This is a genomic window from Rhodococcus sp. P4_B6, assembly GCF_056402215.1.
This window is the reverse complement of the sequence record NZ_JBFUHV010000046.1, coordinates 24446-36691: the sequence shown is the minus strand read 5'-3', so window position 1 is coordinate 36691 and position 12246 is coordinate 24446. Positions and strand designations below refer to the sequence as shown.

Genomic DNA, 12246 nt, shown 5'->3' with positions numbered 1-12246 from the left:
CCCGACAGAAAGCAGAAACCAGATCATGACGTACCGCCACCTCGGACGGACCGGTGTGCAGGTCAGCGCGCTCACGCTCGGCGCAATGAACTTCGGGTCCTGGGCGAACACCGATCACGAGGACGCCGCCCGGATCATCCACCGCGCGCTGGACGCCGGAATCAACGTCGTCGACACCGCCGACGTGTACTCGCAGGGCGAGAACGAGGAGATCGTCGGGAAGGCGCTGCACGGCCGCCGCGACGACGTGGTCCTCGCCAGCAAGTTCCACGGCCAGATCGGGTCCGACCCCACCCATCGCGGCAACTCGCGGCGCTGGATCTTCAAGGCGATCGAGGGCAGCCTCCGACGGTTGCAGACCGATCATCTGGACCTCTACCAGATCCACCGCCCCGACCCCGACACCGACTTCGACGAGACCCTCGGCGCGTTGAACGACCTCGTGCGGCAGGGCAAGATCCGCTACTTCGGCACCACCACGTTCGAGCCGCACCAACTGGTCGAAGCACAGTGGGCAGCCGACAGGCGCCACCTGCAGCGTCCGGTCACCGAGCAGCCGCCGTACTCCATTCTCGCGCGGGCCGCCGAACGCGCCACGCTGCCGATCGCCGAGAAGCACGGGCTGGGCGTCCTCACCTGGAGCCCGCTCGCCGGGGGCTGGCTGTCGGGCCGGTACCGCGCGGGCGAGACGGATGCCGCGGAGTCGAGCCGGTTGACCCGGCAGCCGCACCGCCACGACCCGGAGTTGCTCGCCAACCAGCGCAAGCGGGCCGCCGCCGAGGAACTGCAGAAGCTGGCCGACGACGCGGGCCTGCCGCTGATCCACCTCTCCCTGGCCTTCGTCCTCCAGCATCCCGCCGTCAGTTCCGTCATCATCGGGCCGCGGACCCTCGAGCACCTCGAGAGTCAGCTCGGCGCCGTCGACGTGAGACTGGGCAGCGACATCCTCGACCGTATCGACGAGATCGTCGCCCCCGGAGTCACGATCAGCCCGGCGGACGAGGGCTACCTTCCGCCGTCACTGACCGACGCGGCAACTCGCCGTCGCGCCACCACAGCGAAGGACGATCACTGATGGCACTGCAGGACTTCCGCGTCTTCGGACGCACGGGTGTGAAGGTCAGCCCGTTGACGCTGGGCACGATGAACTTCGGGGCCCGCGGCAAGACTACGCACGAGGACGGCATCCGGGTGATCCACCGGGCGCTGGACGCGGGCATCAACGTCGTCGACACGGCAGACACTTACTCGCGCGGGGAATCCGAGGAGATCGTCGGGAAGGCGTTGAAGGGCCGCCGCGACGACGTGTTCCTGGCGAGCAAGTTTCACAACGCCGTCGACGACAATCCACAGCATCGCGGCAATTCGCGTCGATGGATCACCGAGGCCGTGGAGGGCAGTCTTCGGCGCCTCGGCACCGACTACCTGGACCTGTACCAGGTCCACCGGCCCGAGTCGCACACCGAGATCGGCGAAACTGTCGGAGCACTCGACGATCTCGTTCGGGCGGGCAAGATTCGCTACTACGGAACCTCCGTGTTCTCGCCCGCGGAACTCGTCGAGACCCAGTGGGTGGCGGACTCCCGGAACCTGCAGCGCTCGTCGAGCGAGCAGGTTCCGTACTCGCTGCTGATCCGCGGCATCGAACGGGAAACCCTGCCGATCGCGCGCAAGTACGGGCTCGGCGTGATCACCTACGGTCCGCTCGCCGCGGGCTGGCTCAGTGGGAAGTACCGGATCGGTGCTCCGCAGCCGGAGTCGTACCGCACCGAACTGATCAAGGGCCGCTTCGACATCGACGCACCGGCCAACGCCCGCAAGCTCGCAGCCGCGGACGCACTTGCCGTGCTGGCGGAAGAACTGGGCATCAGCCTGATCCAACTGTCCTTGGCGTTCGTGCTGGCCCATCCTGATGTGACATCCGCGATCGTCGGACCACGCACCATCGAGCACCTCGACAGCTATCTGGACGCCGTCGATGTGACACTGTCCGGTGAAGTGCTGGACAGGATCGACGAGATCGTCCCGCCCGGAACGGTGTTCACCGAGCGCGACACCGGAAAGATTCCCGAGGCGCTGGCCCGGCCGGAGCTGCGACGGAGCCCCGCCGCGTAACACGACGGCCGGCGGAGGCCCCGCCAACGCGTCTCGAGGAGACGTCGTTGACGGGGCCATCCACCACGTCCGGTGTTCTTACCCCTCTTCTCGAACACCGCATGTCACCGCAGCCTCTCCCAAGACCGCGGCATACTGAACGTACTTGCTTTCCGGGGGCGGCGCACCAAATCAATTCTTTGCGAATATAACTCGGCTTTCGCGCTCAACGTAGCTCAGCGACCCTGTCGAGCGAGCCGTTCCCCCGGCGTCGTCGCTCCCCAGACTCCGTGCTGTTGGCCGGTGTCGAGCGCATACGCGAGGCATTCCTCCACCACCGCGCAGCTGCGGCAGAACTCCTTGGCGAGATCTTCCCGCTCGAAGCGCGCGTTCCTGCGTTCGGCGTCCGCCGGGAAGAAGATCTCCGCGTCCTCTTCATGGCAACGCGCCGACAGTCGCCACTGCCACAGCTCTGTGTCGTGACGCTGCAGTGTTGTCACCGGTGTCGACATCTTTTCGACTACCCCCTTCGGTCTCGGGTCGTCCCGTAGTACAGCCGATCGGCTGTCGCCGGAGAAGAATTCGAATCTCGAGGATGCGAAGATCCGATCGGCGTGACTCGAATCCTGTTGTTCGGCGACCGTCCTTGCCATGCTGATCGAGTGACACCGGCGCGGCCTCGAAAGGTAGACGCATGACCATCCTCGATCCACCCACAGTCGATGCTGCGAGCCTCGGCGTCTACGACTCGATCACCGATGCCATCGGCAACACGCCCCTCGTTCGGTTGAACCGGGTCACCGAAGGCATCTCCGCGACGGTGTACGCCAAGCTCGAGTTCCTCAATCCCGGCGGAAGTGTGAAGGACCGTGCCGCCCTGGCCATGATTCGCGCGGCGGAGGAATCGGGAGAGTTGCTACCCGCGGGCACCGTCGTGGAAGGCACGTCGGGCAATACCGGGGTCGGTCTGACGTTGGTTGCTGCCGCCCGGGGTTACCGTTCGGTCGTCGTCGTGCCCGACAAGACCAGCGCCGAGAAGATCGGGTTGCTGCGCGCGCACGGGGCGCAGGTGCATGTGACGCCCGGCGGACGGCCCAGTCATCATCCTGAATTCGTCCGCAACGTCGCCATTCGGCTCGCGGCGGAGATTCCCGGCGGCTGGCTCGCCGGTCAGTACGACAACCCGGCCAATCCGGACGCGCACCGCACCACGACCGGACCGGAGATCTGGCGTCAGACTCAGGGCCGGGTCACCCATTTCGTGGCGGGAGTCGGAACCGGTGGGACCATCACGGGGACAGGGGAGTTCCTGGCCGAGGTCTCCGGCGGTGCCGTGCAGACAGTCGGCGCGGACCCCGAAACCTCCGTGTACGGCGGGGGCGACGGCCGGGCCTGGTACATCGAATCCGTCGGCCACTTCCTGCACCCGCAGACCGAGACAGACGAGTGGCCGGACTCCTACCACCCGGACGTCGTCGACCGACTCGAGCGGATCACGGACGTCGAGGCCCTCACGGTGCTGCACCGCCTCGCCCGGGAGGAAGGACTCCTCGTCGGGGGTTCCGCCGGCACCGCGGTCGCCGCCGCCCTGCGGGTCGCGCGGACTCTCGGCCCGGACGACGTCGTGGTCGTGATCGTCCCGGACTCGGGCCGGGCGTACCTGTCGAAGTACTTCGACAACGAGTGGCTCGGACGGCTCGGCTTCCCGCTCTACCACGCCCCGAGCGGACCCGTCGTGGGTGACGCACTGGGTGGCCGGGGAATCGCACCCCGGACAGTGCCGTCGACCGTGACCGTGGCCGAGGCAGGTGACCTGCTCACGGACACCCCGGCGCTACCCGTCGTGCTGGCGCGCCCGGGTACCGGTCCGATCGTGGTCGCGGAGATCCTGGGGGCCGTCGGTCCCGAGGCTCTGTCGGACGCTCCGGACGACGACCCGGTCGGCGCGCACGTCGCTCAGCCGCTGCCCGTCGTGGGAGTCACCGAGGAGTTGTCGGTGGCAGTGCGGCGAATCGGCGGACACCGGGGGCCGGTGGTCGTGGCCGAGGCCGGGCGGGTGGTGGCGCTCGCAGACGCCGACGACATCCGCACCGCCGCGGGCGAGCATCGGTAGGCCGATCCTGACCGACCTCGACACAGCACCGGAACGCACCGATGCCGGACCGGCGCTTCGCGACACGGCGGGACGTCGGGAGGTGCTCGTCTGCGCCGCCGCCGGTTTCACCACACTCCTCGACTCCGCTGTGCTGGGCATCGGCTTGCCGGCCATCCGGTCGTCCCTCGATGCGGGGACGGCGGACGTGCAGTGGATTCTGGCGAGTTACTCACTGACCTTCGGTCTCGCCCTCGTCCCCGCGGGGCGGATGGGGGATCTGATCGGCCGGAGGCGGCTGTTCCTTGCGGGTTTGAGCCTGTTCGCCGTCATGGGCCTGGTCGGTGCCCTCGCCGCGGAGCCGTGGACTGTCGTTGCGGCCCGCCTCGGCCAGGGCGTCGGGGCGGGAGTGGTCAGTTCCCAGGTCCTCGGCATCATCTCCGACCGCTACTCCGGGCCTCGTCGAGTCAAGGCACTCGCGGCATACGGAACGGCCGGGGGGCTCGCCGGTTTCATCGGTCCGATCGTCGGTGGTGTGCTCCTCGGGGTCGGGGGTCCCGATTGGGGGTGGCGGCTGTTGCTTGTGCTGAACGTGCCGTTCGCGGTCGTCACCGTTGCGCTCGGCGCGCTGTTCCTGCGTCGTGACAGCCGCTCCCGGTCGGGGGCGACAGTCGATGTCGTCGGTCTCGGGCTGATCGCGGCTGCGACGACGCTTCTGCTGTTGCCGATGGTGTCGCACTTCGGGGCGACGCGAGCGGTGCTGTCGGTGTCGGGTTCGATCCTGGCTCTGGGGTGTTTCCGCTGGTGGGAACGGCGCTACGCGAGTCGCGGCGGCACGCCGGTGCTGTTGCCTGCATTGATGCGGGCACGTGGCTACACACTGGGTACGGCGGTCGCGTTGTTCTGGTTCGGCGCCCTCCTGGCGATGAACGCCGTGATGAGCCTCTATCTGATCGAGGGACTCGGCATCGCACCGCTGCACGCGGCCCTGGTGATGTCGGGAAGTTCGGTGATGATGGCGGTGACCTCGGCAGTCGGCTGGCGGGTGGTCGCCCGGTTCGGTCGCGCCGCGGTGGTGGGTGCCATCGTCGCGGAACTGTTCGTGGTCGCCGGATACGTGCTCGCGGTCACTGTGCTGCCGCGGACGTCGGTGCTCGCGGTGGTCGCCGCGCTGGCGGTTCTGTCCGGGGTCGCGAGCGGATTCGTCGACGCCCCCAACCGTGCGATGACGCTCGAGCATGCGCCGGCCGGTGTGAGCGGCGTGGCCGTGGGATTCCTGCAGCTGTCGCAGCGGTTGTCGGCGACCGTCAGCCTCGCCGCGGTGCCCGGCCTGTATCTCGGAGTCCTGTCCGCGGACGCCGGGAACTACGGCCGTGCGATGGCGGCGGGGCTTGCAGTGTGCGCCGGAATGCTGTTGTTGTCGTTGGCATGTGCCGTCCGGGACGGCCGCAGGAGACGAGAATGACGGTTCCGTGGCCCGGCCGTCGGCGCTGCAGCATCGGCCGCTTCGGATCGGTGCGAGACAAACTCTTGTAGGTCGGCGGGGCGGCTTGGAGACTGAGGACAGCTTCTGCGTGATTCAGCCCGCCGCACAACGACAATGGAGCACAGAATCGTGTCAGCACAATCCRCACGCCGGCAGATCCGGCTCGGCCTCCTCACCAACCCGCCCGGTAACGGTGCCCGCGGGCAGATCCGTCCCGGTGACGTTCGGCATCCCGGCCGCGTCCTCGACCATTACATCCATCTCGCCCGGACTGCGGAAGCCGCGAAGTTCGACGTCCTGTTCGCTGCCGACGGACTGACCTCCGACACCGAGCTCGGCACGAAACCGGAACCGCTGACACTCTTCTCGGCGGTCGCTGCCGTGACGGACCACATCGGGCTGGTCCCGACGGTGTCGACGACGTTCACCGCGCCGTTCAACCTTGCGCGACAGTTGCAGTCGCTGGACCACCTCTCCGGTGGCCGCGTGGGGTGGAACGCGGTGACGTCGGCTGCGGGGGAGCGCAACTTCGGCGACGCACCGCTGCCCCAACACGAGGCACGGTACCGGCAAGGACTCGAACATGTGTCCGTTGTCCAGGCGCTGTGGAACTCGTGGGTCGACGACCAGTCTGCTGTCCCGATCGACCACCGCGGCGAGTTCTACACCGTCGAAGGGCCCCTTCCGCTGCCGCCGTCCGCACAGCACCAACCGGTGCTGTTCCAGGCCGGATCGTCCGACGACGGCAAGGCGTTCGCTGCCGCGTTCGCGGAGGGCGTCTACACCGCGCAGCAAACACTGCGCGGAGCGCAGCACTTCTCTCGCGACCTGAAGGCCCGGACCGCGGCAGCGGGCCGCGACCCGGCGAACATCCTCGTCCTACCCGGGATCAGTACAACGATCGGCGGCACCGAGGACGAGGCCACGCGGATCGACGACGACCTGTTCGAGCAGCACTACAGTGATGCCTCCCGCACCGCGCTCGAGGGTCAACTGGCCGGCGTCGACCTGTCCGGCCTCGCGCTCGACGACACGATTCCGCCGTCGTGGCTGCCACCGGTCGCATCGGTACAAGGCAGGCAGAGTCGGTACGGTGTGTTCCGCGAACTGGCGGTGGACGAACGCTGGACGGTTCGGCAGTTGATCACACTGCAGCAACGGTCCGCAGGTCACGGTCGCGCTGTCGGCTCACCCGAACAGGTCGCGAACAGGCTCGAGCAGTGGTTCGTCGAGGGCGGTGCCGACGGGTTCATCGTCATGCCCGGGCAGGGTCCGGGCGGTGTCGAGGCGTTCACCGAGCATGTCGTCCCGATCCTGCAGAAGCGCGGACTGTTCCGCACCGAATACGAATCCGCCACGCTTCGAGGGAATCTCGGCCTCCCCGCGATTCCGGACCGCGTCCTCGCTGCGTGATCCGTCGTACACTCCCGCCCACGAAGGAAGTTCGAACATGACGAGCCTCACATCCTCTCCTCCGTCCTCGTTGTCCCGCTTGATCACTCGCCCGCTCGAAGCGGGTGGGTTCGGACCGCCGCCGGACTCGCTGCAACCCGACGCGATCCGCCTGGTGGGAGGGGTCCCCGCCGACGAGGCGCTCCCGGTGAACGAACTGGCGGCCGCGTTCGCCGTCGCCCTCGCGACACCCCCGACCGGAGCTCGGGCGCTGCAATACTCGGTCGCTCCAGGCATCGCCAGCCTCCGCGAGGGGATCGCGGGGCGGGAGAGCGACGAGTCCGGTCTCGTCGATCCGGACCGGGTGGTCGTCACCAACGGTGCCCTGCACGGACTGAGCCTGGTCTTTGCCGCACTACTCGACCCCGGCGACCTGGTGGCCGTCGAGAGCCCTACTTTTCCCGTTGCGCTGCGGGTGCTCGACCACTACGGTGCCCAGGTCCTGCCGGTACTCAACACCGGCGGCCGACTGGATCTCGACGTCTTCGAGGGCCATCTGCAGGCGGGGCGGATCCCGAAGCTGTTCTACGTGATCCCCGACTTCCACAATCCGACCGGCACGACCCTCGCAGCCGAGGACCGGCTGCGGCTGGTCGCCCTCGCCGAGCGCTACGGATTCGTCGTCCTCTCCGACAATCCCTACCGCGAACTCCGTTTCCGGGGCACGGCCGTCCCGGACTTCCCGCTCGACAGCGACCGTGTGGTGCGAATCAATACCTTCTCCAAGACCCTCGGACCAGGGCTCCGACTGGGATGGGCTGTCGCCCCGTCCTGGCTCCAGGCCGGACTGTTGCGGTTACGCGCGAACCTCGATCAGCATCCATCGTTGGTGACCCAGTCCGCCGTGGCGCATCTGCTCGGTCGGCCAGGACTGTTCGACGGCATCGTCGCGAACGCCCGCACCCTCTACCGGGAGCGAGCGGATCTGCTGGCCGACGTTCTCACCACCGAGGCGGGTGACCTGGTGTCGATTCCGCAGGCCGAGGGCGGAATCTTCGCTTGGGCGACGGTGACCGACCCCGGCATCGATCTCGCGGAGGTCCGTGCCGCCGCGAACGCGCTGGGCGTCGACTTCTCCTCGGGCCGCTACTTCGATCCCGCCGCGAGCGGACTGTACGCACGGAGCCTGCGCTTGGGCTTCACGAACCAGAGTGAAGACAACCTCCGGCTCGGGGCGCAGCGCATCGCCAAGGCCGTCCGTGAGATCCACTCCGCGCCGCTCGCCTGATCCACATCTCTCACGTCGAAAGGAACCGCGATGACCACTGCCGGACGTCGGGCCCTGATCCTGAACGCGGGAATCAACAGCACCGGCTACAGCGCGAAGTCGTGCCCGCCGGAGCGAGGGCGGACACCGCCTGGTGCGGGCGGGCGCCCGGCTCGATCACTATCCCCAGCGGACCCTGCGCGAGCGATTCGATCTGCCGTTGGGGGGAGTACACCCCAGCTCACGTGAAGGGGGTTCTCCTATCCGAACACCTTCTCGAAGCAGTTCGAGAAGGGCAAGGCCTCATACGGGGAGAAGATCGGAATCCTCGAGTAGCCACTCTTCTCGTACAGCCTGACCGCGTCGGGCTGCCGGTCACCGGTCTGGAGAATCAAGCGGGGTCGCCTCGCCTCTCGTGCCGCATCCTCGACCGCGCTCAGCAGCGCGGTCGACACACCGGTACCACGGTGCTCTTTGACGACGAACATCCGCTTCACTTCGAGGTCGTCGCCGTTCCAGCGCAGGGCCGCGTGGCCGACAGCACGTGGCTCCGCAGCCTCGATGTCGCTGACGTACACCAGGATAGTGACGTGCACCGATTCCGGATCCACGGCATTGGTGGTAGCACGAACAGCATCCGACACTCGGTCGGAATATCGAGGACCGACTTCTGCCGCCATAGCCGCCCGCAACGTCACCGCGTCGGGATCGGACCACTGGGCTGTGCGGACGACGAACTCGGTGCGCGTGGCGCTTTCGGTCATGACAGTATCTCCATACACGTAGATTCGACGAACCACAGTGCCATGGTGCCGACGCGTCGGTCGATGGTTGAAATCAGTGCAACCTCAATGCCATCCGACGATTGAAACTCTTCCATTTGGAGCGCGATTGGGCTAATGGCCCGATGTCGCATCGTTGCGCCGACGGTTCTCCAACGCGGATGGCGTGTCCCGTCAGGTGAATTTCAATCACCGAGAGCGTAAAGCTTCGCACGGTCCCCGTCGTGAGCTATAGGAACCGTTGAGCATGTTGTGACGGTGCGCTTTTCGGTCTCACGTGCCGTGATACATTCGTGTCGACGGTCATGAGTACCAGCATCGAGCCCTGGCTTGCTGGTCGGCAACCCTCCCGCGCGGCGGGGTGCTCCAGGTGACGACCCGGCGGAATCGACAACTGATTCCGCAAGCGCGCAAGGAGTCCGTGGACCCTGGGTCTCCGGTGCGCGTCCGCACTCCTTCGAAAGGACTTTCGTCGTGGTTCGAGCGCCCCAACCGCTACACCTGGCAGTCGAGATAGATGGCGCGGGAGGTCATCCCGCCGCGTGGCGTGTGTGGGGGCGCCCGCCTGCGGATGTGCTCTCTCCCCGGGTCCTCAGGTCGGTCGTGGACACCGTAGAGGCCGCCGGTTTCGCGCTGGTCACCATCGACGACCGAGTGGTGCCGGGGGAGGGCGCGTACCCGGTGGGACGGTTGGATGCTGGGACGCGTGCGTCGTTCGTGGCGACGACGACGGCCAGTTACGGGGTGGCGCCGACGGTGCAAGCCCTCACCACCGAACCGTTCCATCTCGCGACGCAGCTGGCCAGCCTCGATCACGGCAGTCGGGGTCGCGCGGCATGGGTGGTCGGCTCGGACAACTCCGCGGACGTCAATGGTGCAGTCGGATTCGAGCCACGTGCCCCCGAGGCCGTACAGCGCGAGGTCCGAGACGTCATCGAGCTCGCCCGGCAGCTGTGGGATTCGTGGGAGGACGATGCCGTGATCCGCGATGCCGCGACGGGTCGCTACCTCGATCCCGACAAGGTGCATCACGTCGGGTTCGAGGGCGAGTTCTTCAGCGTCGTCGGACCGCTCATCACACCCCGCTCACCGCAGGGTCAGATAGTCGTCGTGGGAGCTGCGGAACTGGGGGTGACGGATCTACTCGACGTTGTGCTGCTGTCCGGTCGGGATGTGACCGAAATCGGGACGTCGGCGACAGGACAGCAGGCCGTGACCCTCGCCGATGTCGAGGTGATTCTCGATACGAAGACCGAGTCCGCGCAGTCCCGCCTTGCCCGCCTCGATGGGTATTCGCCGTGGCCGGACCGAGGACGCCTTCGATTCGCGGGTTCGGCACGGGACTTCGTCGACCTGGTGCGGTCCCTGGCGGACAAGGTGGACGGTGTCCGGATCCATCCCGCCGTCGTCACCACCGATCTCGCCGTTCTGGTTGACGAGGTCCTTCCCGTATTGCAGGAGTTGTCACTGCACCGGATTCCGAAACCGGGCTCGACGTTGCGGGAGACGCTCGGATTACCTCGGCCGCTCAGCCGCTTCACATCGACCACCAACTAGCCACGACCAGGCAGGAGTTTGCCATGTCCACTCCGGACACCGGAGCGCCGTATGATGCCGACGCGCAGGTCCACCTCGGTGTTTTCTACCCGGGAATCGGCCCGCAGACGGTGTGGGAAGATGCCAAGGYCCCCGATCAGGTATCCCCGGAAACCTTCCTGCGGGTTGCTCAAACCCTGGAACGGGGCTTGTTCGATGCGTTCTTCCTCGGCGACGGCCAGCGTGTGCGGGAGAACCGCGGTGCGGCACTGGCCACCGACATTGCAGGCCGTCCCGACGCCATCACTCAACTGTCGGCGCTTGCTGGGGTGACCAGCCGGATCGGACTCGTCGCCACGCAGAACACCACGTACAGTCTGCCGGTCGACCTTGTGCGGCGGCTGGGAAGCTTGGATGTCCTGTCCGACGGAAGGGCGGGATGGAACATCGTCACCACCGACAACGCGTGGACCGGCGAGAACTTTCGGCGTGGTGGATGGCTGCCGCACGAACACCGCTACGAGCGGGCCACCGAACTCGTCGAGTTGGCCAAGGAATATTGGGCCGCGTGGTCGCTCGCTGATGTCGCCACGGACGCCCGCCAGGACAGTTGGCTGCCCGCCGACCGATCTGCGGTCATCGCGCGGCACAGTGACCTTCTGCAGGCCACTGCGATCTCCACCGTTCCGTCGAGCAAACAGGGGCGGCCGGTGTTGTTCCAGGCCGGCGATTCCGTCGGCGGCCGTGAGCTGGCGGCCCGTCATGCCGACGTCGTGTTCTCGGCGAACAACGAGTTCGACGCGGCCGTTGCCTACGCACGCGACCTCCGGGCGCGACTGTCCGCCCACGGCCGGTCCACGGATTCGCTCCGAATCCTTCCCGGTGTCACCGTGATCATCGGAGACACGCCCGAGGACGCCGACGAGAAGGCTCGGTGGCTCCGCGAGAACGCCTACAACCCGCACCGGGCTATTGCATTTCTCGAACACTATTGGGGGCAGGATCTTTCGGCATACGATCCCGACGGCCCGTTGCCGGACATCGACCCGGTCGACGGAGAACTCGATCCGTCGCGCGGGACGTTGGCGATCGCGGACCGCACCGGCAAGCTCGATCAGATCACCCAGTGGCGTGCACTGGCCGCAGAGAAGGGGCTGTCCATCCGGCAGCTTGTCCTCGAAGTGGCCCCGAACTCGCGGTACCTGGCCGGGACCGCCGGCCAGATCGCGGATCGCTGGGCGTACTGGGTGCGACATCGCGTCGTGGACGGATTCAACGTCAACCCGTACCACCTGCAGGATTCGATCGACGACCTGGTCGACAGACTCGTACCGGAATTGCAGGAACGCGGGGTTTATCGAACCGAGTACACGACCGAGACTCTGCGCGACCACCTGCGCTTGCCTTCCGTGTAAGGCGGTATCGAGGGTGGCCCGAGCGTGTCAGGGCGAGCGATGGGCAATTCACCGCTGGACCCCGCGGCCACCCGTCGTCCGGGTTCGGATGCCCATGGCGGGCATTCCTCGTTACCGGGGTGGAACCCCCGACCAGCGGCCTGTTCTAGTGCGGCTGCGCCGCCTGTGCGTGGGTGTGAAAT

General features: G+C 67.1%; 10 protein-coding genes and 1 riboswitch. Of the genes, 8 read left to right on the top strand and 2 right to left on the bottom strand.

The genetic code is table 11. From position 1 onward, the window contains the following. Window positions 1–25 precede the first annotated feature (25 nt). Both AC1DWT_RS22135 and AC1DWT_RS22130 read left to right on the top strand, forming a co-directional pair. On the top strand, window positions 26–1075 hold the full coding sequence (locus AC1DWT_RS22135; RefSeq protein ID WP_206012518.1) for an aldo/keto reductase: 1050 nt from the start codon (window positions 26–28) through the stop codon (window positions 1073–1075). Then, window positions 1075–2115 carry an aldo/keto reductase gene (locus AC1DWT_RS22130; RefSeq protein WP_179377682.1) on the top strand — a complete coding sequence of 347 codons (1041 nt, stop codon included), beginning with the start codon at window positions 1075–1077 and terminating at the stop codon, window positions 2113–2115. Before AC1DWT_RS22135 ends, AC1DWT_RS22130 begins: the two co-directional genes overlap by 1 nt. Before the next feature lie 215 nt (window positions 2116–2330). On the opposite strand, the gene AC1DWT_RS22125 is transcribed toward AC1DWT_RS22130, so the two are convergent. Next, the gene (locus AC1DWT_RS22125) at window positions 2331–2594 is read right to left on the bottom strand and encodes a WhiB family transcriptional regulator (RefSeq protein ID WP_241031258.1); all 264 of its coding nucleotides are present in this window, start codon (window positions 2592–2594) and stop codon (window positions 2331–2333) included. Between the two features lie 194 nt (window positions 2595–2788). Between AC1DWT_RS22125 and AC1DWT_RS22120 the strand changes: the two genes are divergently transcribed. The 4 genes from AC1DWT_RS22120 to AC1DWT_RS22105 all read left to right on the top strand — a co-directional run bounded on the left by AC1DWT_RS22120 (window position 2789) and on the right by AC1DWT_RS22105 (window position 8352). Continuing rightward, entirely contained in the window at window positions 2789–4207 is a 1419-nt protein-coding gene (locus tag AC1DWT_RS22120; protein ID WP_206012516.1) for a PLP-dependent cysteine synthase family protein, read from the top strand. A gap of 130 nt (window positions 4208–4337) precedes the next feature. After that, window positions 4338–5651: an MFS transporter gene (locus AC1DWT_RS22115; RefSeq protein ID WP_420855133.1), complete on the top strand. Its 1314-nt coding sequence runs from the start codon at window positions 4338–4340 to the stop codon at window positions 5649–5651. A gap of 150 nt (window positions 5652–5801) precedes the next feature. Further along, window positions 5802–7085, top strand: coding sequence for an NtaA/DmoA family FMN-dependent monooxygenase (locus AC1DWT_RS22110; RefSeq protein WP_477922214.1), 1284 nt, complete (start codon window positions 5802–5804; stop codon window positions 7083–7085). Between the two features lie 37 nt (window positions 7086–7122). Further along, window positions 7123–8352: an aminotransferase-like domain-containing protein gene (locus AC1DWT_RS22105; RefSeq protein WP_206012513.1), complete on the top strand. Its 1230-nt coding sequence runs from the start codon at window positions 7123–7125 to the stop codon at window positions 8350–8352. 239 nt (window positions 8353–8591) lie between these two features. Here AC1DWT_RS22105 and AC1DWT_RS22100 read toward each other — a convergent pair whose 3' ends face one another. Continuing rightward, window positions 8592–9095, bottom strand: coding sequence for a GNAT family N-acetyltransferase (locus AC1DWT_RS22100; RefSeq protein ID WP_206012512.1), 504 nt, complete (start codon window positions 9093–9095; stop codon window positions 8592–8594). A gap of 319 nt (window positions 9096–9414) precedes the next feature. Continuing rightward, a riboswitch (SAM riboswitch) is annotated at window positions 9415–9528 on the top strand. A 59-nt stretch (window positions 9529–9587) separates the two neighbouring features. On the opposite strand from AC1DWT_RS22100, the gene AC1DWT_RS22095 reads away from it, so the two are divergent. Both AC1DWT_RS22095 and AC1DWT_RS22090 read left to right on the top strand, forming a co-directional pair. Further along, window positions 9588–10670: an LLM class flavin-dependent oxidoreductase gene (locus AC1DWT_RS22095; RefSeq protein ID WP_241031257.1), complete on the top strand. Its 1083-nt coding sequence runs from the start codon at window positions 9588–9590 to the stop codon at window positions 10668–10670. Window positions 10671–10693: 23 nt separating this feature from the next. Continuing rightward, entirely contained in the window at window positions 10694–12064 is a 1371-nt protein-coding gene (locus AC1DWT_RS22090; protein WP_477922211.1) for an NtaA/DmoA family FMN-dependent monooxygenase, read from the top strand. Window positions 12065–12246: the final 182 nt, after the last annotated feature.